The organism is Alteromonas sp. CI.11.F.A3, from assembly GCF_032925565.1.
Classification (GTDB): domain Bacteria; phylum Pseudomonadota; class Gammaproteobacteria; order Enterobacterales; family Alteromonadaceae; genus Alteromonas.
In genome coordinates this window covers 2,969,253-2,992,027 of the sequence record NZ_CP136708.1, presented here as the reverse complement: position 1 = coordinate 2,992,027, position 22,775 = coordinate 2,969,253, and the positions used below count along the sequence as shown (strand labels likewise).

The window sequence follows — 22,775 nt, the reverse complement described above, 5'->3', positions numbered from 1 at the left end:
TACTAAATGGGCTGTCATCTATATACAGGCTTAACTATCTTTTTTGTCTAAGTTTAGAAGAAAGCTAGTTCTGTTGATATATTCTAATCTCTACTTCATCGTTCGCAAAGTCACTCGAGAGTGTCGTTGAATTGTCATTCTCTTTGCGAAGTATCAAATTTTTAAAAGTAGCTTTATCTTTATTCTTAGATTTCCGTATATCATCATTATCCAACGTTAATACTAGGTACTTAATTTGACCCTGAATATATTCTCCTATAGGAAATGAGATAGTTGGATTTGCTTTATTATAATATTCTGTCGCATTAACGCCCCAATCTTGTTTCCCGGAGAATCTTGCTACGCGATCTCTACTTACACTATTATCAGTTTCAAATCCGACCCCAACAATTTCTGGTCTACCCTCAACATGTAACTCTAACTCTAATACAGTATCTGAACTTACTTCAAAATCTACTTCAAATTTTGTCCAATTGTTACCGGTTAACACGACAGTGCTCTCATTCTCAATAGTAGTATCACCATATTTAAGTTGGTCGCTAAATGCACTGTTATTGAATTGATATGCATCTAGATGCCAATATTCTTCAATATCTGATATAGGGGCATTGGGCGTTAGTAAATTAACGTCATCAGCCGATTTTGATATATTTGGAATTATAAAATTTGAGTTTATCTTTAATAATATATCGCCGTTAGACTTTAGGCTTTCAATGTAGGAAAAATCATCAGAAGAAGGGTGTTCAATAATATTGTCCCAATTAAACTCATATCTAGCATCAACAGTGTTCTTGTTGTAACAAATATCGTTGGTACTAGAACTACCAATATATTTTTCTTTGTCGAAAATACAATAGCCGACCGAATAACCTGTTTTTTGAGTTAAAAATACATTGTTTTGAGTGGTTACCCAGAATGTTGTATCACCATTAACTCCAGAAGCTGCAATTGCATTACGTTCAACATCTATAAAGTTTTCGTAAATGTACGTGCGACCAGCTGGTTTGGCTATTAAGCCTCCAGCTTTTATGGCAGTCCATTCTTTTCCTGTTTCGTCACCTAAATCATAAATATGATTGTGAAAAATATAGCTTGGGCCCAACATATTCGGGGCAATGCTAATTCCCGCATAACCTTGAGTCATCTCATTGTCATACACAAGTACATTTTGCTGGCCGCCATCTATCTCAATCAAGTCATCATTGGCGTAAGCTAGGTAATTTCCATAAATAGCCGAGTCGCGCACAAATCCACCTGTGCGCTCAAAGTTTTTTCTACCTTCAATTACGTCGTTAAACCTATGCTTTTGAGTACCATAAAAACGATTATTACGAACAATCATTTGTCCGCGGTATTGCTCTTCAGGATGATATGCCCAAACTTGCATAGCATTAGGGCCTTTAGGGTGACCATATACCCAAGAATTAGCGCCTAAATTAGGGCTATGTACTTCGCATTCTTCTACAACGGCAACTCCGCTTCTTTCTAAATATATGCCTGAATCGTAATTAATTGGGGAATTATTAGTTGTACTTGAATACGCTATATTATTGCGCATATCTTTTGCTACCCTACCGTACTCAGCGATATCACAGCCTTTTATCCAAATGTGGTGTGTTTTTTTAGCGAATATGCCGTACCTTTGCCCACCTCGAATGGTCAGGTTTTCTAACATTACGTATGCTTGCGAACCAATATTTACGGCAGAAAGTACTTCACTATCAGCTTGTATTACTTGGCCATCACCGATAATTTTTGCGTAACCATCTTTGCTACCCTGAATATTAAGCGCTTCTAAATCTAATTGCCCGCCGCTATATATATCAGATAGGTAATAAATCTTGTTTGGGTCGATTGGTGGGGAGTTTGGTTGCGTTTGTTGTTGAAATGAATACTCTTCAACATTACCTGAAGAATCAGTAATAGCCACATCTATGTCATATATAGTATCTGGCTCAAGGTATACAATACTACCTGCAAACGCACCGTAAATAGGTTCCCATGTAAGTTCTAAGCCTTGCGTCCAATCGGTTTCGCTTTCTGGTTTGAATTGTACTTGTGTGGTGCTGTATTCATCTTGACCATAAAACACTAAACCAATCGAGTTTATTAGGGGAGTAACGCTATTAGCAAAGCCGGATGCAGCAGCAACGAAAACAACTGTCGGATCTAACCCTGCTGTAATTGCAGCTTCATAAGTTTCGTTTTTGTCTAAATTTGAATGTGTTGAAACCAAATTCATCCACTTTGCAGTATCAATGGGGAATAGAGAAAAAAGTGCTGCTGCTTCATTAACTGATAAATTTTCCAAGACAGAATAATTCGCTTGGTTAGGTTTGGATATTCCTAGTTGCAACACTCCCGAAAGATACAAACTTTCTATCTCAGTATTGTAAGCTTTTATTCTTTTCTTCACGTTAGATGAGCCTTTGTAGGCCTTTAGCGACTCTTGTATGGGAATACCGTTATTGTCGTTGTCTGACAGATAAAGCTGAATAACAGAACCAGGCTGGCTAGCTTCACTATAAGTAGCTTTCTTAGTAGTGTGGCTGGCGCATGAAAATAGAAAAATAGTAAAGAAGGCGATGAATATACATCGAGACTTAATGTGCGTTTGGAAATAATAATTCATAGTGAAACCTTGAAATAAAGCGCAGAAGACGATGTGCAATGTAGAAACATATTAAAAGGGTAGTTGTATTGTATACTCACAGCAAGCTAGCTTGGTTTTATTTACACAAACTCTTTAATGTGAAAATGCTTGAGTTTTATTGTTAAGCTTATGTTGTCAATGAGGTTTTTACTGGTAAAAGGCAGCTGTGCACTTTAATCGATGGCGTAGTAGTGTATTCTATCCCTATTGCCTCTGTTCTAGGTGGGGCAGAGCATTAATGAGTAGGGTGATAAAGTTTAAATGGAAGTTATATGAAGAAAAAAATCGCAGTAATTCACCCAGAAGCAGGTTTCTCTTCTAGCGGCGGTTCTCAACTTAGTGCTTATGAGATGGCTGAACATCTTGCTGCATTTTTTGATGTTCGTTTAATCAGTTCTTCTAAGTGCAGCGAGCACAGCGTTGTTATCCCTTGCATTCCGCGAGGAAAAGTTAAGAAGCTTCAGCGTAATAAAACAATGGACTGGTTATTAACTCGCTTTGTATCTAATCCATCATTGCTAATAGAGTCGATAACTAGCTTTTTAACCTATACACCGTACCTAATATGTAAACGCGCTGATGTTGTTTATCCAAATAATGACTATGGCGGCTTAGCAGTTGCGGCTGTTATTCGAAAGCTGTTTAAAACACCTATATTGTATACCGAGCGGGCTGGCATGGTTTCAAACGGTAAGGTATTACGCAGAAACTTAAAGTTTAAACCTGACTGTTTAGTAGTTTTTAATCAAGAGACTAAAGATTACGTAAAAGAAATTGCGCCAACCCAACGGGTCGAAATTATTCCTAATGGGGTTAACCTATCGTTATTTAGCCCACAAGGGGAACGTTATGAGCACGGCCTTGGTGGGAAAGTGGTTCTAACAGTAGGCGCATTGAATCGTCAAAATCATAAACGTATACAGTTAGCGATAGAGGCCGTAAGTAAACTAAATGATGTGTCATTACTTATCTGTGGAGACGGGCCAGATGTGGCTTACTTTACTGACTTGTGTGAAGACAAACTGGGTTCCGATAGATACAAGATAGTAAAAGTAGACTTTGCAGATATTCCAAACGTATATAGGTCTGTAGATGCGTTTACTTTACCCTCCGAAGACGAACCTTTTGGACGAGTATATTTAGAAGCAATGGCCAGTGGGTTGCCTGTAATTGCAACCGATGACGCAATGAGAAGAACTTTAGTTGGTAATGCAGGCAACGTATGCGACGTAACCAATATTGATGAATACGCTGCAGCGTTAGCGGCAACATTGTCGACTGACTGGGAAGATAAACCTACAACTCAAGCTGCTGACTATAGTTGGCAAAGTGTTGCTGAGCAGTATGCGCAAGTAATAAATAGCTTGTAGCGAATCGTATGCTTTAATATTTTTTTTTTGGGGGGGGGATTCCCCCCCCAAAAAAAATTCAATTACTTGCCTAATTTCTTCCGTATTCTGTCTTTACCTAAAATAACTTTAGTAGTGGCTTTCAGTCCCGCTTCTTTAACGGAAAGGGCTATCCAGCGTAACTTACTTTTCTTCTTTCCGATTTGACTGAGTATCTGGTTAGCTACTCGGTCGTTATAAGCTTGTTTTCCAAGTAACTCTTTATGCTTTTTAAACGCTTTTAATCGCGGAAAAACCTTTTCAAGCGGCATATTGGCAACTTCGGTAGAAATACTATTGTGCCCTCTACGATAAAAATAAATATCTTTTGCAATGTTATGAAATTTCGCATTTTCCAGTGTAATACGAACAAAAAAGTCCCAATCCTGGCTGTTTTTTAGTTCTTCATCGAACATCAGCTTCTTAGCTAAGCTCGTTTTGCATGTAACGCCACTCATGCCACAAAACTTGTTACCTTTTTTTATAACATCAGTAGTAATAACTTCGGTGGTATTGATATGAATTTTTTCTGGTGTTTCTAGAAAGCGATACCCACATGTTACTGCATCAGCATTGTCGTGAGCATTTATATGCTGTTCAAGATAGTCTTTATCCCATATATCGTCGTCATCTAAGAAGGCAATAATATCTGACTGAGATTTAGATATACCTAAATTTCTAGCGGCATTTGCACCTGATGCAACTGGCACTTTTATATATTCAAACTTGTCTCGTGGGAAAAGGTTAATGACCTCTTCATAACTAACCGACGATCCATCGTCGATAACGAAAACTTCATTGGGTAAAACAGTTTGTTTTAATACGGCGGCTAATGACTCCTTCAAATAGTCTGGCCTATTGTGTGTGGTAATAATAACAGAAACTGTTTTTTGCATTTATTGGTCCGTTTAATTCAGTACTAAGGGGGTTCCATTCATTGTATTTATAGTGGCATATTTAGTATACCTTTGGCTACATTTGCATACCTTCTTTCAATATCGGTTTTAATAGTAAAGCATACGATTTGGTCAAATGGTGTTTATCTTTAAACTTGATCAGGCCATTTTCTAATACAGTACTGCATCTGCCATCTGGGCAAAACTGTTTTGAAAAGTCTAATAGCACATCAATATGCTTAACTAGAATCGGCATTACTTTTTCGTCATTATAGAAGGTTGTTCGTGATATGGAACACTCCTTGGGGCCGTTAACTTCAAGGCACAAAGGAGGGTCGAACGTAAACCAAGGATTATCTCTAATTCCTACAATATTCGTATTAGGTAAATTGTCTTTTATATGCTGCCAACTTTCTAAATATCCGTATGGAATTCGCTCACCTTTAGGACCATTTCTAGTCACTGTGGTTATGATTATATTCGGATTAAGTTCAATAAGCCGTTTTTGTAAATTCTTATTCCAAATTAGGCAACTCTGAGTCGGCTTATAATCTCGGTCCGTGGAGCTAACTAGACTACATGCACTTTTAATCATTAAATGAATTTTAAACCCTTGCTCGAGGGCAATTTCCTTTAGTGGTGAGAGCCATTGTGCTGCATGAGAACCACCAACTAGTGCAATGGTAAAATCACTTTTTTTATTTCCATATTCACATTCAACAACAGAACTGTTCTGCATGTTTTGTTCGCAATTGTTAAAGTAACTTTCGCGCATGTCCTGTTTAATAACGGTTCCGTGTGGAAACAAGGCATTGTTTGAGATTGAACTAATATCTTTATTTTTGTAAAAGCTACTTAAAGCCTTCAGAGAGGGTTTTTCGTAAAAACTAAAAACACTAAATATGCATACAATCAAGAAGCCTGGGGCAATCATGCCTCCTGCTGAAAAACCGTAAGTTTTCTTATCACTTTTTATAAGGGTACTACTTCTTCTTAGAGGGCCCTCTATATATTTAGTACTGATAAATGCGAGTATGGCACTAGACACTATTACGCCTAAACCTAACAGGTGAAAATTAACATTCGTATCGGTGTATTGAAAAAGCAATAGATAGATGGGCCAGTGCCAAAGATAAAACGCAAAGCTATAATCACCTAGTGAGGTAAGCCCACGCCATTTCAAAATAGAGAAATAAAGCGATTTACTGGTTACGATGATAATACAAGCTGATAGCACAGGTATTAGCGCCACTACGCCAGGTAGCGCGTAATTTTGGCCCCAATAAAGCCCGAAGCTTATTATTGCAACTACCGCTAAAAAATTAAGGAGCGTAGCACTTCGTTTACTGACTCTTAATTTTCCACTCAAATGGTATAGCAACAAACCAGCTGTAAATTCCCAAACTCTGGCTAAAGTATCGAAATAAGCCCACTCAGGGTGCCATGAAGTGGAATAAGTAAAGGAGCAAGCAAAAACCGCCATTAATACTGTAGTGACTATATTTTTAAGGTTTAATCTTCTTTCTAATTTTTTAGCGTAAAGGTACAAAATCGGAATGCAGATATAAAGTTGAACTTGAACAGAAAGTGCCCAAAACTGCTGAAATAGACTTTTACTTTCGCCCTGCCTAAGATAGTCGGAACCGCTAGATGCTAGATACCAATTTTCTACAAAAAAGAACGTGGAAAATGCATTCTTAATTTCCATTTTATAACTAACAAAGGGGGTAGCGATTAAGACTACTAGGCAAGTAAAACAAAAAACGGTTATTGCGGTCGGAAGAATTCGTCGAAGGGTTTTACTGTAATAAGAAGAAACCTGTTTCCAGCTTAACTCTTCATATTTATTGAGTGTATGAGCTATGAAGTATGCGGATACAACAAAAAAAATGTCTACACCACCCGACACACTGCTAAACCAAATGTGATAAACCGCTACTAGCAACGCGGCGAGTGTTCTAAGACCTTGTATTTCAGATATATAATTTTTGCTCATATTCACTCTTCCATGAATTAAAGAGCCCTTTACTGCAGGGGAATATTTTATTGCTGTTATAAATTGTTACGATCCATTTAGCGTCAAGTTCAATCAAGCGTGAATTTCAATTTCAAATAAGCACGGTTGCCATCATTCGCTGAAAAGCATTTTTTGTTAATAACAAATAGTGACGTGAGAAGTGGCAGGCGGTAAGCAATTTTTTAAATAGTTTCTAACTTTTCTTTTTGAGTTTACTTTGTAGGTGGCCTACGCAAATAAATTGATGAGGTTTTTTTATGTTTAGCATAGGATTAAGGCGCTTAGTACCAGCGGTAGGTGCTTTAAATAGCGCCACTACGGCGCCAATTTTTCTTAAAAAGAAACTTCATGAAATGCCCCAAATTCCCATCTGTTATAAATGGCTTATAGCTATTAATTTAGCGAAAAATTGAAGCTAAGTGCCTGTAGAATAATTTATAGCGACACCCTTGCTGGCACATGACTATTGTCTAGCCATAGCATTTTTTCAGTTGGTTACACTGTGAAGGTTAAAGTGTTACAAGCACATAACTCTTTATTTATCATTTAAATTAGAAGCTATCCCAGACTTGAAAAGGACTAATTCTGCTCCTTTTGTAGTTAAATGGCCGTAGTCAAATTGGATGGGGGAATTTTGACTCACAGTAATGCACTTGCTTTTATCAGTGCATATTGTTTTCAAAATGGAAAAGTATTCTACACCTTCAATAGTTAATGCATTACTGAACTTAGAGTCAATTTTAGCAATAGAATCATACATACTACTATTCATAATTTTTTCTTTAGAATTAGGTTGTGCTAGTAATCTTGGGAGTGGTTGCGAATACTCCAGAATTGGGCCTAGAACTACAATCGTTAACCCTCTAGATTCAAGATTTTTGATTGTTTCCAATAATGGCTTTAGGTCGTTGAGATCCCAACGTGCAGAAATAATCACTTTATCGTAGCTTTCTGAGTATAAAACATCGCTAAATGCCCATTTCATTAGTTCAGTACAACGGGCTTCACCTTTGTAATCTAAGGTTGGCTTGCACCCACTAGCAGTAATTTGGGTAAGGGTTTGAGTTTCGTTGTTGATTGCTTCCTTTATTGCAGAATACCAGTGCGCAGCATGACTATCGCCCAACAATACTATGTTTTCTTTAGAGTCTGATTGGGCAATGCACAGGTCTTTTTTGTAATAAGAAATGTCTGGTTGCTGCTTAGTTAAAAAGCATATACCAGGTCTAAAGTTGTCAGCTTTATAATTGAGCATGAATTGTTCATAATTTCTTTGCTGCTCAGTAAACCTGAAGTCATTTACTTGGGTGAATGCGAATGATGCTGCACATACGGCTGAACTAAGGACGGCAACTCGTAAAAATGTATTACTTTTTGAGTTAGTACTTCTTCTGAAGCGTTCTTCGATGAAGTAGTAAGAAACTACACCTAATATAATAGAGGTCCCGAATACTGCAATTTTATCAATAGCAGTTAGCTCTCTCTCTAAATGAAGTGAATAAAAGATGATGACAGGCCAATGCCATAGATACAACGAGTAAGAAATGTCTCCAAAAAACTTAGCGGGTTTTACTGCCAATAGCTTGTAAGTGAAAAGGTTACGGCTTGAAAAAGCGAGTAGTAAAGTAGTAGCAACAGTGGGAATTAGCGCCTTGTAGCCAGGGAAGTCGTCATGCGACATAAGAAAACAGCAGGCTACTAAAGCAGTTAAACTACCAATGGAAACTATTTCAGGAATCGTTTTTTGCTTCGTGAGTTGAAGAGTATAAATCGAAACTAAGCCACCTAAGATGAACTGCCAAAAACGTGTAATTGATGAAAAGAACGCGAAACTGATGTTTGTATTTGAAAGATGTATACACAGTATAAAGCTAACTACACCAACCAAAATTAGCGCTAGCATAGATTTTTTATGGAAAAACTTGTAGCACACCGCTAGGAGTATTGGAACTATTGCATAAAATTGTTCTTCTACAGACAATGACCATGTATGAAGAAGAGGGGAGCCCTGAAGTTCAGAGTCGAAATAGCCTGATTTACTGTAAAAGTAGAAGTTAGATAGATATAAGCATGAAGAAACCAGACTCCAAGCGTATTTTTGGAACTCACCGGGAAGAAAGTAAATAAATGCAAATATAGAAGATATGGCTATTGTTACGAAATAAGCAGGGAATAATCGTTTAAACCGTTTGATATAGAATTCTTTGAATTCAAATCTGTTGTCCAAAACTTTTTTGTAAATTTGGCCAATAATTAAGTAGCCAGAAATAACAAAAAATACATCTACTCCAATAAACCCGCCAGGCAAATGGAATGGGCTTATGTGGTAAATTACTACGCTTAAAACTGCCAAAGCTCTGAAGCCTTGAATATCTTCCCTGAAGTTCATTTGCATTTACTTCTTTAGTGGAAATTTTAAGGTTAAGTACGACTTACTTGTACACGGTTACTATTGTCTTACAGAAATCATAATTAGTCGAGAGTGTTATTCTTTAGTCTATGCTTTCTTCATTAGAAGCTTAGTAATGAATGCAAACTTAAAGCCAACTTTGAAGTTTTCTTCGCATACTGCCGCTTTCCGCTCGATGTGCGGTTCCCCCTTCGTTAATAACAGTAATGTTGGGGGCCAAAGAATAAGATTGTTTGCACTTATTTGGTGAAGAACTGAATTTGGTTAGTCTAAAATTCATTGGTCTTTAATAGTACAAAACTTCGTTCATATATCTATTTCAAATCTCTAATAAATGCTTCTTGCTTTCAATCGAAGATTGGTCTTGTTGAAACACTGTCATTGCCTATTGCTGGCCGAGGAACATAAGCTTCACTAACTTTTCAGCTCCCTTAACTGATGCGTGGTCGTCGTCAAAGTACAGCGGTATTCCATCTTTTATTGCGAAACAAGTTATTGAATCGCAGAAAGCCTCATGGGGTTTTATAAACTGTACATTGTCAGGGTAATTTGAATTGTCAAAATGCTGAATAATGTGTTCATTTCTAGTTTTGTACCATTCAAAACTTGTACCCTCAATACGCTCAAATGGGAGTTTATTATTGTAGTTGTTACCAATAAGTTTATTTATGTCTTGGGGCAATTCTGGAATTGGATAAAAAACAAAAACATTACGTTTGTGTTTAGCAAGGTGCATGATCAAAGAGTCTATATTTTCTACCTTTCTTTTGGTTTTATCTGTAATTTTTGTATCACTATTATTAGGGTAACTCTCTGCGCTGCCTCCAACTAGCTGGCTTGTATATCGGTGTATAACAACAATGTTCTGAATCTTGGTGTCATTTACGATGTAATCGACAGATTCGTTATACCACTTTGCACAGGCACTGAAATCGTCGCTTTCAGTGAAAGATGGTACACATCCAGAAAAACTAAAGTGCTTAAGACCACTATCTTCTTTTTGTAACCGTTCAGCTAATGCATATGCAATCTCTATAGAGTGACTGTCAGCTAAAGTGGCCCATTCAACATTTTTATCATTAAAGTACTCACATGCATGTTCAGGTGATTGGTATTCATGTAGGTGGCATTTGTCTCGATAGGGGCTGGGTTTAGCATGTTCTGATGCATACCTGTAATCTTCTGGTGCCAAGTGTAGAAAGCCTTCCTTATAAAATATAAAAGAGGCAAGTAAACCTACAATCATCACCATCCATAAGGGCTTAGCCTTTATGTACGATATAGAGGAAGGAAAATTTTTGGTGAAGTTTATTTGTTCAACGTATTTATGGCTCAAAAAGCCTAAGGCTATAGATAAGGCAATGAATACAAAAATGAAGCTTTCATTCAGAGAAAAATAATAAATCGCGACAACTAAGGGCCAATGCCACAGGTATATGGAGTAAGACCAAGTGCCCAACTTCTGAGAAACCACGTTACTTGTAATAATACTATTGCCGCGTTGCGACATTAAAACAAAATAAGTGCCGATAACCGGAACGAATGCATAGAACCCAGGCCATGGCGTTTTTTCAGAAAAGAAAATATAAGCATAAATAACTAAAGCAATGCCTAGAAGTTCTAGCAGTCGGCTATGCGTCTTATTCAACGTAATTGGATATAGAAAAGCCAGTCCGCCCAACATCATTTCCCAAGCTCTGGTATGTAGCAGAAAATAGGAAGTGCGCGGTGAGTGGTACGTAACTACAATACATAAAATGAACCCTATTACCGTTAACAAGAGTAAGCATCTTTTCAGGTTGCTTAAGCTTATGAATTTGCTTAGGAATAATAATAAGGCAGGATAAATAATATAGAATTGCCATTCGACAGACAGAGACCAAGTGTGAAGTAACCATTTTTCATGCGAAGATGCATCGAAATAGCCAGATTCTTTCCAATACACGATATTGGAAATAAAACCTATGCTACCTGCAACATGTTTACCAAGTTTTTCGTATTCGTAAGGGAGTAAATAGAACCAACCCAAAATAAGCAAAACAAAACACAGTAATGCTAACGCAGGGATAATTCTATTTGCGCGAGCCAAATAAAACTGAAGGAGAGAAAGGTTGCCGCTTTCTAGCCTTTTAAAAATGATACCGGTCATTAAAAAGCCAGATATAACGAAAAAAACATCTACCCCTGCGAAACCTCCAGGCACCCACGAATCATTAAAATGAAAAAGCACTACAGCAACTACTGCAATGGCTCTTAAACCATTAATATCTTTTCTAAAATTCAATTTCTATTCCACGCTGTATATTATCTTGAAGGTTTAATTTCTTATTTTATAAACTATTGAGTTGTTGACTTTCACCAAGCTAGTAATGGAAACTAAGTCACTTATTTAGAGGTGTAAGTTACTTATGTATAGGTCATTTTTTACAAAGTCTTTAGGTTTTGATATGTGATTTTAGTTTATCGAAGCCCTTGGCTTTTGTAATATATCTATTGGACCTTTATCTGAAATAACTTTGGCTGGAATTCCACCTAAGGTTAGGTTGTCGCCACATGATTTATTTACTACCGCGTTAGCTCCAATTGCAACATTATTTCCGATTTTTATGTTACCGTAAATTTTCGCTCCAGGACCAATGTAGCAATTATTTCCGATTACAGGCGGATTCGCTTTTTTAGCCAAGCCCCCCCCGATGTTAATACAAACGTGAAGGCGACAATTAGCCCCAATTTTGCATCGCCCATTAATTACTATTGTACCAGCGTGTGCTATAGACAGGCCTGGACCAAAAACATTTGCAGGTATAGAAAAACCTAATTTACGCCCAAGTTTTCGAACTCTGAGCTGCAAAAATATTGCATATAATTTTACCAAAATATTAGATGCTGTATTCTTTCTGTATTCAAGCTTTCTCAACGCTTTCTGAAAATGCCAAATATCATGGGTCAATCTATCTTTTAAACTTGGTTTTATGCCAAGAGCTAAACGGTCTTGTTCCAGATATAGTAAGTAATCAGCTTTGGATTTGATCATTTTGATAGTCCTTTATCGTTACGACGATTTAAGTAGTATTGACAGACACGAGTAAGTATAAATCAATTCCTCTTTTGATAATAAAAGTAATTTAAAGAACTCTTCCTGAAATCTTTTACAAAAATCTGCCAATATCAGCCATATAGGGTAGCGGTTATGTCTATCAGTCGTGTAAACTGTCGCCTTTATTCAGGCAAGCCACAAATTCACGCACTATAGTTAGCCTTTTACAGGACTATGTTGTAAAGCTATACATAGTGCACCGTGGTTATCCAGTCATCATGTCAATTGAGGAAAACATGGAGCTTGACGCTATTATCAATCAGGCAAAAGAACTGATTGACGCTGCACAAGATGCAGCCACTCTAGACCAAGTTAGGGTCGAATTCATGGGTAAGAAAGGTAAACTTACCGACTTACTTAAAGGGCTTGGGAAGTTATCTAACGAAGAACGCCCAGCGGCTGGTCAAAAAATTAACGTGGCCAAACAGCAAATTCAGCAAGCTATTTCTGCGAAAGGTGAAGCCCTGCGCAGCGAAGAGCTAAACAAGAAGCTTGCTGAAGAAGCCATTGATGTTACGTTACCTGGTCGCACCGAAGCGCCGGGCAACTTGCATCCGGTTAGCCGTACCATCGCGCGTATTGAATCTTTCTTTGGTGAGCTTGGTTTTGCAGTTAAAACCGGCCCTGAAATTGAAGACGGTTTTCATAACTTCGACGCTTTGAACATTCCGGCTAATCACCCAGCCCGTGCCGACCACGACACCTTCTATTTCAATCCAGACATGATGCTGCGTACCCAAACCTCGGGCGTGCAAATTCGTACTATGGAAGCTGAACAGCCGCCATTACGTATCATCTCGCCTGGGCGTGTTTATCGTAACGATTACGACCAAACCCATACGCCTATGTTCCATCAGGTTGAAGGTTTGATGGTAGACAAAAACGTAAGCTTTACCGACCTTAAAGGTATTTTGCACGACTTCTTGAATCACTTTTTTGAAGAGTCGCTTGAAGTGCGTTTTCGTCCGTCTTACTTCCCGTTTACCGAGCCATCTGCCGAAGTAGATGTTATGGGTAAAAACGGCCAGTGGTTAGAAGTACTAGGCTGCGGCATGGTACATCCTAATGTACTTAAAGCGGTAAACATCGACCCTGAACAATACACTGGCTTTGCCTTTGGTATGGGCGTAGAGCGTTTAACCATGTTGCGCTACGGCGTGAATGATTTGCGTTCGTTTTTTGAAAACGATCTTCGTTTCCTTAAACAGTTCAACTAAGGCAGAGAGTAAGCATGAAATTCAGTGAAAAGTGGTTAAGAGAATGGGTTAACCCTGCATTGTCGGCTAACGAACTGTCTGAACAGTTAAGCATGGCTGGCCTTGAAGTTGATGGTGTTGAACCTGTTGCCGGTGAATTCAGCGGCGTATTGGTTGGGGAAGTGGTTGAATGTGGCCAGCACCCGAATGCCGATAAATTACGTGTTACTAAAGTAAACGTAGGTGATGGCGAGCTTCGCGATATTGTTTGTGGTGCGCCGAATTGCCGTGAAGGTATTAAAGTAGCCGTTGCTGTTGTAGGCGCGGTGCTACCGGGTAACTTTAAAATTAAAAAAGCGAAATTGCGCGGCGAGCCTTCTATGGGCATGTTGTGTAGTTTTTCCGAGCTAGGTATTAGCGACGATCACGATGGCATTATTGAATTGCCAGCCGATGCCCCAGTAGGCACCAACATTCGTGATTACCTAGACCTAGACGATACGTCTATTGAAGTAGATTTAACCCCGAACCGAGCAGACTGCTTGGGTATTCGTGGTATTGCCCGCGAAGTGGGTGTGTTAAACAACCTAGATGTATGCGAACCGGCTATTAGCCCTGTGGCTGCTACCATTGACGACAGCATTACGATTAACTTGAGCGCCCCAGAAGCGTGCCCACGTTATGTAGGCCGAGTGCTGCGTAATGTGAACGTAGCTGCTGCTACGCCGCTATGGTTAAGCGAAAAGCTTCGCCGCTGTGGTATTCGCAGTATCGACCCTATTGTTGATGTCACTAACTTTATTCTGTTAGAGCTTGGTCAACCAATGCACGCGTTTAACCTTGCTTCAATTGAAGGCAGTGTAAACGTGCGTATGGCGAATAAGGGTGAAACCCTTACGTTGCTAGATGAAACCGAAGCTAAACTTAACGACGATACCTTAGTGATTGCTGACGACAACAAAGCATTAGCCATGGCAGGTATTTTTGGTGGTTTACATTCAGGTGTAAATACAGAAACCAAAGATATCTTGCTAGAAAGTGCGTTTTTCAGCCGCGATGCCATTATGGGCCGCGCACGTCAGTACGGTTTGCATACTGATGCGTCGCACCGCTATGAGCGTGGCGTAGATTCACAACTTCAGCGTAACGCCATGGAGCGCGCAACAGCCCTTATTTTAGAGATATGCGGTGGTGAAGCAGGCCCAGTGGCTGAAGCGTGTGAAGAAGACAAACTTCCTAAACAAGCCAGTGTTTTACTTCGACGTGATCGTTTAGCCCGCGTGTTGGGTATAACCATAGACGACGCTCAAGTACTTGAAATTCTTGAACGTCTTGGCTTAAACGTTGTCCAAACCAATGAAGGTTGGGAAGCGAAGGCGCCAAGTTATCGTTTTGACATTGCCATTGAAGAAGACTTGATAGAAGAAGTAGCGCGTGTGTATGGCTATAACAACATTCCACATGTTGCGCCAACGGCTGCGTTATCTATGTTGCCTTCACAAGAAGCTGTGTTGTCGGTTAACTCGATGAAGTCGTTATTATTAAGCCGTGGCTATAATGAAGCGATTACATACTCGTTCGTCGACCCTAAAATTCAAAGCGCGCTATTTCCCGATGCGAAGAGCATGGTATTGCCGCATCCTATTTCATCAGACATGTCTGTGATGCGCGTTAGCTTGTGGCCTGGCCTATTAGGTGCAACAGCTTACAACCAAAAGCGTCAACAGGGCAGAGTACGTCTTTTTGAAACAGGATTACGCTTTATACCTCAACAAGATACGCCTAATGGTGTATTGCAACAGCAGGTTATTGGTGGTGTAGTAGCAGGGCGTCGTAACGAAGAGCACTGGGATTTAGGCGACAACCCAGTTGATTTCTTCGATGCAAAGGCAGATGTAGAGGCTTTACTAGCGCTAACCGGTAAAACGGGTGAGTTTAGTTTTGTAAGTGCCCAACATAGTGCGTTGCATCCGGGTATGACTGCAAAAATTTTGCTTAATGATGAAGAAGTTGGCTATATTGGTGCTATACACCCGCAGTTTACGAAGGTATTGGGTGTTAATGGTCGCGTTTTTGTGTTCGAGCTTGAAGTTGAAGCTGTAACTGCACGCAAATTACCGTCTGCTGCGCCTGTATCCCGCTTCCCATCGAACCGCCGTGATATTGCTATTACGGTTAAAGATGAAGTGAGTGTAGGAAATATTCTTTCTTACATAGAAGAAATTGGCGTAAATCAACTAGTTGGCTTAAACTTGTTTGACGTGTACAAAGGCAAGGGAATTGAACCTGGTTACAAGAGCCTTGCATTGTCACTTCACTTACAAGATCCGGAAAAAACCTTGGAAGAAGCTGAAATTCAGCAGGCTGTAGATACTGTGGTTAAAGGTCTGGAATCTGAGTTTGAGGCCGCGTTAAGAGAGTAAACTATGGCATTGACCAAAGCCGAGATGGCTGAACACCTATTCGAAAAGTTAGGCATTAACAAACGTGATGCTAAAGATCTGGTAGAGCTTTTTTTCGAAGAGATAAAAGGCGCTTTAGAAGCTGGTGAGCAAGTAAAACTGTCAGGTTTTGGCAACTTCGACTTGCGTGATAAAAATGAACGTCCGGGCCGGAACCCTAAAACCGGTGAAGACATTCCTATTAAAGCGCGTCGGGTGGTAACTTTCCGCCCGGGTCAGAAATTGAAGAGTCGCGTAGAAAACTCTTCACCTATCGACCAGTAATCTACCGGTCGTTACAATACTTATGAAAGAGCGGGGCAACTCGCTCTTTTTTGTATTGCCTTTTTAAAAACCAGTAACCTTGTTGCTGCGTTTCTTTTCATTATGTCTGGAGGAAAGTGTGGTTAAAGCGCTTCTCATTATTGTTGCTGTTTTCATGTGTATTGTTTTTGCCGTTGCAGGTTGGTTTGTTTATTTAGCGGAAGATACTAATCAGCGCGATCAAGCGTCGGCACAAGTTCCTGTTATTACCTTAATGGAAATTCTGCACGCCAGTGATTTACAAGCTGGGGTTAAAGAGGCCGTTAAAAATGGCGACGAAGAAGCCATTAATACGTGGATGGAACAAGCGCAAGTGGTTGCCAAAGCAGGCTATTTAGCGCAAACACATATTGAATACTTAGGTTCGCAACAAGCTCACGATTACGTGGTGTTTAACGCTAAACGTCAGCTGTTTAACGAAGCGTTTGAAGCGCGTTATTACGCGTTGAAAGATATGGGTAATTTAAAAGAAGAATACCCTGAAGCCTACGATTTATACGAACGTACAGAAGCGTTGCTTGAAAAGCGTGATGCTATTATTGTTCAAATGGCCTCTGCTATATCGGGCACAACGCCGCCCAGTGAAGCGGCATTGAATGAAGCGAAGCAACGCTGGTTAGCACGTGCCGAGGGTGACTCGCTGTCGCTCACCATAGACGAGCCTAAATAAGTAAATACAAAGCTAAAAGAAGGCTAAAAGTAACTTTGAAAATTAAGGTTTAAAGTAAGGTTAACGATAACCTTACTTTGTTACCCCGCCGCAATCTCTGCGGCTTTGGCTTGCGTTAAGCTAATAATGTGTTGCGGCGCTATTTCTAGCTCTAACCCCCGTTTACCTGCACTAACATAAATTACGTCGAAAGCTAACGCGCTTTCGTGCAACACAGTTACCAAGCGTTTTTTCTGCCCTAATGGGCTTACTCCACCTAATAAATATCCGGTAGTGGCAACCACGGTCTCGCTAGGGGCCATAGTGATTTTTTTAACACCTAATATCTTTGCCAGCTTTTTTTCGCTCAGCGTTGTGTTTACGGGCACTAGCGCCACAGCTAGCTTATTGGTTTCATCGCACACAACCAGCGTTTTAAATACCGAACGTGGTTCAAGGTTTAGTTTATCTGCTGCTTCTAGGCCATAAGAGGGCGCATTGCTGTCGTGATCGTATTTTAAAATAGTATGTGCAATGCGCTTTTTCTTTAATAGGGTAACTGCTGGGGTCATGGTGTTATCCTTTTTCCTTCTTCGTTATCTTCTTACCCTTCGTCCTTCGGATACCATTGGCGTAAATGAACACGTTTGCCCGGTAATAATGGGGTGGCCGCTTGTGTGGCGTAATCACTAAACCCCGTTTTAAAAAATGGCGACAGTGGATGGCCAGACTGTGCTCCCGGCAGCGTTAAAATAGCATCATCTAAATGACCTGGACTTACAAAAAAGCGTTCAGAAGCCCCAAAAGTAGCAGACTGTACCGCTGGCATATAGGTATCGCCAAACCCTTCTACCGTGTCCATATTTAACTTATGCCCCACAAAGGGAATTTGTTTTGAAAACGGATGCTTCACAGTAAGTGCATTGACGCTGCCCCAACGTAAGTCTTCCATATTAGCTTCAACTGGCGAGTATTTATCTAACAGCGAATGTTTGGCTTTCCTATAGGCATCTACAAGTAGGTCATCAAAAGAGGTGGTGCCTTCTGGTAGCCAACTGTCGGGTTGGGTATGAATAAGTTGCCATACCGCAGGCTCTATACCGCGCAGTAACGAACGGCTCTGTACGCCTTGGCTATCAATGCTATTGAGTATGTTTCCAAATAGCTGGCTTACCACTTCTTTGCGGAAATGTTTTACCAGAGTGTAACCTACAGAGTCTTCGCACGCGCATTCGCCCCATTTACGCAAATAGGCAAGATCGGCTTTAAATTCAATGTTGTCGTTAAGTAACAGGCCTGACAACAACTGCTGCCATGGAAGCAAAAATTGCGCATGGTTGTCTAGCTGAATGGCGTAAAAGTCGTTTTCGTTGAATGTGTCTTTTTCGAATAAACGCTCTCTTATTTGCTGGCCTCTAGCGCCAAGGGCATAGCCGCCATCACCTAACCTTGCTACATCATCGGCGGAAATCACCCGTGCATTGGCTGTCCATATTCTGTTACTGCTTGGGTTTTTCACTACTGGAAGGTTGGTGGCGCGAGTGGGGGCAGTTTGGGTAATGGTGTTTTCGTCAATGGCGGTAAATGAAGCCTGTTCTCTGTTCATTACTGCGCCGCCGGGTAACCATGCTGCGCTGCCAGAATCATCAACTATCACCATGTTTTGGGTAGGTATAGCAATGTCTTTGCCAACGGCAATAGCATCATCAACGTTGTTGGCTGTACCCAAATCAACAATGGCAAGGTTTACCGCAAAAGGATGATGTGCCACCCAATTTAATGCGTAACGTTTACCGTTAACGTGTTTAACGGGGCCATACTCGCTAAGCTCTAAGGTGTAGGTATGCGATACCTCTTTGCTTACTATGACTTCATCTACCATTTGGGTAGGTGTGTCGTCGGCAAGTGCTATCCAATCAAGGTTATCTAAGTTGGCATTGGTGAAGCCCCAAGCCACTTTGTTATTAGTACCAACGATTACGCCAGGCAAGCCAGGAAGTGATACGCCAGTTACCGACACGTTTGTAACCGATGCGTTGGTGCTCGACAAACCAAAGCTTTGACCTTCGTTTGAGGTGGCTTGTGTTGTGTCTTTGTAATTCAGTTGAGTGCGATACCAAATAATAGGCACGCGCAAACCTAGGTGCATATCGTTAGCCAGCAAACCACTTCCAGTAGCGGTAAGGTTACCGGTAACTGCCCAGTTATTACTGCCTATGTCAGGCAGTTCTTCTGCGTTGTAGGTTTGTAGTGATATTTCTGCTGTTATAGGTGGCACCGAATCATCAATATCGCCACTAGGTGTTGGGGCCTGCCCAGAAGGGCTTGGCTCAGAAGGACTTGGCTCCGTTGAATTAGACTCAGAAGGGCTTGGCTCTGTCGAATTAGACTCAGTAGAAGCAGGCTTGGGTAATGTATTCTCTGGCAATATGGGGTAAGCCGGTACGTCGGCGTGGTAAAGCGCTAACTCACTGCCATCTAATGCCGCTTGATAACGGCTAGGCTGGGTGATGAAGTTATATAAGGGCGTGCCGTAGGTTTCTTTTAGTGCCGTGCGCGCCAAATCAATTTCAATTTGCCCGCCTTGTAAATCTAAATACATGCTGTAGGCCACCAAAATACTGTCGGTGGGCTGCCAAGGCGTTAGTGTTAACCCTGCTGCAATGTATTCAAAAGGCGGTACGGTATATTCGTCAAGCGCAGCATTTACACCATGAGAGTAACTAACCAGCAGTTGCTTATGGGTTAATGGTAGGCTGTCGAAAACTTTTACAGCCCGTGTTGAGAACTGGTGGAAGCGGGCGTTTTTATCAATCTCTAGCGCCACATCGCCTACCCATTCTGCTAAGCGGCCCGACGCACTGCGTCGTTGTAAATCCATTTGAAAGAAACGGTCTTGGCCGTGGGCAAAGCCTAGGGCATAAGCGGCGTCGAATTTATCTTGTGCATTTACTACTGCATGGCCCATATTGTCGCGGGCAAGGGTAGCGGGCGCGGTAATGCGAGACGTGGCGTGGTTACCGTCTAATGTGGGTAAACTTAAGTGCAACGCCATATACACACCACCTAGTGCTAAAACGACTAATGCAATTGCACCTAAAACCAACCACTTAATCCAATTTAACACGTGTATTACTCCATTTTTTTCTCTATCCTAACCACACTATCTACAAATTTGAAGTGATGTTTTATGACACGTTTGCGAGAAACACGATGGGCCCGTTAATGCTAGATTGTCAGGCAGAGCGTTTATTGCCTGAAGAGAGAGAAAAACTAGCCCATCCTGTAGTGGGCGGGGTCATACTATTTAGCCGTAATTATTACGATGGCGAACAGCTTACTCAGTTGGTAAAAGAAATTCGAGAAAGTGCGAATAAGCCCTTGTTAATAGCGGTAGATCACGAAGGGGGCAGAGTACAACGCTTTCGTAATGGCTTTACTGCATTGCCTGCTATGGGTGAATTAACCGCGTTGGTAGACGCGCATGCGGCAGGTAAAGAGTACGACCGCACCGCAATGGATAATACTAACCAAGCTAACGTAAACGACGCCACGCTAGCATTGGCTAAGGCTTGCGGCACAATTATGGCGCATGAACTAAAGCAGATAGGCATCGATTTTAGTTTTGCGCCCGTGCTTGATATTAATGGTGTATCGAAAGTTATTGGCGATAGAGCATTTGCCGAAACCGCAGAAAAGGTTATTCCCTTAGCCACCGCGCTAATAGAAGGGTTGCAGGTGGCCGATATGCCTGCCATTGGTAAGCATTTTCCAGGGCATGGCAGTGTGGCGCCAGATTCTCATGTGGCATTACCTATAGACGAAAGAGCGCTTGAAGAAATTAAACAAACTGATATGGTTGTTTTTGAAAGATTAATTTCTAAACAGTTGCTAGATGGTGTAATGCCAGCGCACGTTATTTATTCTCAAGTTGATAGCAAGCCAGCCGGTTTTTCCGAGCATTGGTTACAAAAAATATTAAAGCAAGACTTGGGTTTTAACGGTGCAGTGTTCTCTGACGACCTATCTATGCATGGTGCCAGTGTTGCCGGAAATTATGTCGACCGTGCTATGGCTGCGTTGTCGGCAGGTTGCCATATGGTATTGGCATGTAACAACCCGAAAGGGGCAGAATCTATTGTAGATGCGTTGCCTCATTCAACGAATTCTTTCGAGGCTTTAACCTCACTTTATGGGCGCAAACCAGCTGTGCATGCCAGTGCAGCTTATAAAAACGCATTAAAGGTGTTGTCGCGCTATGGAATCGGTTAAACCGAAACTAATAATAATATCCTTGGTTAGCGCAGTTGCTCTGTATGGAGTGCTGTTGTTTGTAGGCCTGTCACATATTATGGCCATTAGTGCGGCCATTACCGTGCTGGTGGCCATGTTGTGGGTTACCGAAGCGCTGCACATAGCGCTGCCCGCACTCATTCCCTTCTTCGCCTTTCCTATGGCGGGGGTTATTAGCTATCAAGACGCAGCATCGGCGCTAGGTAACCACGTTATCTTGTTACTGATGGGGGCGTTTATGTTGTCTAAGTCGCTAGAGAAATCGGGGGTACATAAGCGGTTAGCGGTGTACCTTATTCAGTTAACGGGCGCTAACAGTGCACGCAGGCTGGTTTTTGGCTTTATGTTTACCTCTGCTATTTTAAGTATGTGGATTTCAAATACTGCCACCACGCTTATGCTTCTTCCTATCGCTCTTGCCATTATTCATGCGTCTAACTCGCCCAAACTGGGTGTGGCAGTGTTACTGGGTATTGCTTATGCGGCCAGTGTGGGCGGCGTGGGTACGCCTATTGGCACACCACCGAATATCATTTTTATGAGTGTGTATCAGCACACCACAGGCACAGAAATTAGTTTTATCAACTGGATGAAAACGGGTGTGCCTATTGTGTTGGTGGCATTGCCGTTAATGGCGCTGTGGTTAACTCGGCATTTAAAAGGCGAGAAAACAGGCGGGTTACCCGATGTTGGCCCTTGGCGAAGTGCAGAGGCCCGTGTGCTGGGTGTGTTTACTTTTGTGGCGATGGCGTGGGTATTTAGGCCATATTGGACAGCATGGTTCGGTATGGATTTTGTGGGCGACAGCACCATTGCCTTGGCAGGGGTAGTGCTAATGTGTGTTATTCCAAATGGCGAGCGCGAACCTACTGCTACGGGTAGCAAACAAGGTTACTTGCTTGATTGGAATACCGCGCAGCAAATTCCATGGGGTATGTTGTTGGTGTTTGCTGGGGGGATTTGCTTAGCGCAAGCTTTTTCGGCGTCGGGATTAAGCGAGTTATTAGGCCAAGGCTTGACGGGGTTAGCGGTGTTACCTTTGTTCTTATTGGTGTTAGTGCTGTGTTTATCAGTAAGCTTTGTAACCGAAATTACTTCAAATACGGCCACTGCCACGTTACTAATGCCTATTTTAGCCAGCGCGGCCGTGGCAATAGATGTCGATCCGCTTATTCTCATGATGCCTGCTGCCATTAGCGCTAGCTGCGCGTTTATGATGCCAGTAGCAACGCCGGTAAATGCAATTGTGTATAGCAGTGGTGAGCTTACGGTGAAAACCATGGTGCGGGAGGGCATAGTGCTAAATATTATTGTGGCGTTTGTGGTTACCGCTGGGGTGCTATTAACACGCACCTAGTTTTCTTATCTGAACAGATAAGCGTTATTTAGCCATTGTTTAGCGTTTAATTGG

15 protein-coding genes are annotated in these 22,775 nt (G+C 41.2%); 7 read left to right on the top strand and 8 right to left on the bottom strand.

The features are described from left to right. Positions 1–64: 64 nt before the first annotated feature. Complete coding sequence (locus tag R1T43_RS12890) at positions 65–2,632, bottom strand: right-handed parallel beta-helix repeat-containing protein (RefSeq protein WP_317349478.1); 2,568 nt, start codon at positions 2,630–2,632, stop codon at positions 65–67. 293 nt (positions 2,633–2,925) lie between these two features. Between R1T43_RS12890 and R1T43_RS12885 the strand changes: the two genes are divergently transcribed. After that, positions 2,926–4,023, top strand: coding sequence for a glycosyltransferase (locus tag R1T43_RS12885; protein ID WP_317349476.1), 1,098 nt, complete (start codon positions 2,926–2,928; stop codon positions 4,021–4,023). Positions 4,024–4,085: 62 nt separating this feature from the next. Here R1T43_RS12885 and R1T43_RS12880 read toward each other — a convergent pair whose 3' ends face one another. From R1T43_RS12880 to R1T43_RS12860, 5 genes are all read right to left on the bottom strand, one after another. Further along, the gene (locus R1T43_RS12880; RefSeq protein ID WP_317349473.1) at positions 4,086–4,937 is read right to left on the bottom strand and encodes a glycosyltransferase family 2 protein; all 852 of its coding nucleotides are present in this window, start codon (positions 4,935–4,937) and stop codon (positions 4,086–4,088) included. 76 nt (positions 4,938–5,013) lie between these two features. Further along, on the bottom strand, positions 5,014–6,933 hold the full coding sequence (locus tag R1T43_RS12875) for an acyltransferase family protein (RefSeq protein ID WP_317349471.1): 1,920 nt from the start codon (positions 6,931–6,933) through the stop codon (positions 5,014–5,016). A 556-nt stretch (positions 6,934–7,489) separates the two neighbouring features. Then, entirely contained in the window at positions 7,490–9,349 is a 1,860-nt protein-coding gene (locus R1T43_RS12870; RefSeq protein ID WP_317349468.1) for an acyltransferase family protein, read from the bottom strand. A gap of 400 nt (positions 9,350–9,749) precedes the next feature. Continuing rightward, entirely contained in the window at positions 9,750–11,648 is a 1,899-nt protein-coding gene (locus tag R1T43_RS12865; protein WP_317349466.1) for an acyltransferase family protein, read from the bottom strand. A 171-nt stretch (positions 11,649–11,819) separates the two neighbouring features. Continuing rightward, complete coding sequence (locus R1T43_RS12860; RefSeq protein WP_063458406.1) at positions 11,820–12,398, bottom strand: serine O-acetyltransferase; 579 nt, start codon at positions 12,396–12,398, stop codon at positions 11,820–11,822. A 299-nt stretch (positions 12,399–12,697) separates the two neighbouring features. On the opposite strand from R1T43_RS12860, the gene pheS reads away from it, so the two are divergent. The 4 genes from pheS to R1T43_RS12840 all read left to right on the top strand — a co-directional run bounded on the left by pheS (position 12,698) and on the right by R1T43_RS12840 (position 17,092). Further along, complete coding sequence (pheS, locus tag R1T43_RS12855) at positions 12,698–13,678, top strand: phenylalanine--tRNA ligase subunit alpha (protein ID WP_211069673.1); 981 nt, start codon at positions 12,698–12,700, stop codon at positions 13,676–13,678. Positions 13,679–13,692: 14 nt separating this feature from the next. Next, positions 13,693–16,080: a phenylalanine--tRNA ligase subunit beta gene (gene pheT, locus R1T43_RS12850; protein WP_317349462.1), complete on the top strand. Its 2,388-nt coding sequence runs from the start codon at positions 13,693–13,695 to the stop codon at positions 16,078–16,080. A 3-nt stretch (positions 16,081–16,083) separates the two neighbouring features. Then, positions 16,084–16,383: an integration host factor subunit alpha gene (ihfA, locus tag R1T43_RS12845; RefSeq protein WP_013784550.1), complete on the top strand. Its 300-nt coding sequence runs from the start codon at positions 16,084–16,086 to the stop codon at positions 16,381–16,383. 118 nt (positions 16,384–16,501) lie between these two features. Next, the gene (locus tag R1T43_RS12840; RefSeq protein ID WP_317349457.1) at positions 16,502–17,092 is read left to right on the top strand and encodes a hypothetical protein; all 591 of its coding nucleotides are present in this window, start codon (positions 16,502–16,504) and stop codon (positions 17,090–17,092) included. Between the two features lie 80 nt (positions 17,093–17,172). Here R1T43_RS12840 and ybaK read toward each other — a convergent pair whose 3' ends face one another. Then, positions 17,173–17,643: a Cys-tRNA(Pro) deacylase gene (gene ybaK / locus R1T43_RS12835; protein ID WP_317349454.1), complete on the bottom strand. Its 471-nt coding sequence runs from the start codon at positions 17,641–17,643 to the stop codon at positions 17,173–17,175. A 32-nt stretch (positions 17,644–17,675) separates the two neighbouring features. After that, positions 17,676–20,198: a penicillin acylase family protein gene (locus R1T43_RS12830; RefSeq protein ID WP_317349452.1), complete on the bottom strand. Its 2,523-nt coding sequence runs from the start codon at positions 20,196–20,198 to the stop codon at positions 17,676–17,678. A gap of 98 nt (positions 20,199–20,296) precedes the next feature. On the opposite strand from R1T43_RS12830, the gene nagZ reads away from it, so the two are divergent. Further along, entirely contained in the window at positions 20,297–21,343 is a 1,047-nt protein-coding gene (nagZ, locus tag R1T43_RS12825; RefSeq protein WP_410549019.1) for a beta-N-acetylhexosaminidase, read from the top strand. Then, positions 21,330–22,721 (top strand): SLC13 family permease, encoded by a 1,392-nt coding sequence (locus R1T43_RS12820; RefSeq protein ID WP_317349448.1) that lies wholly within the window; start codon positions 21,330–21,332, stop codon positions 22,719–22,721. Before nagZ ends, R1T43_RS12820 begins: the two co-directional genes overlap by 14 nt. Positions 22,722–22,775 lie beyond the last annotated feature (54 nt).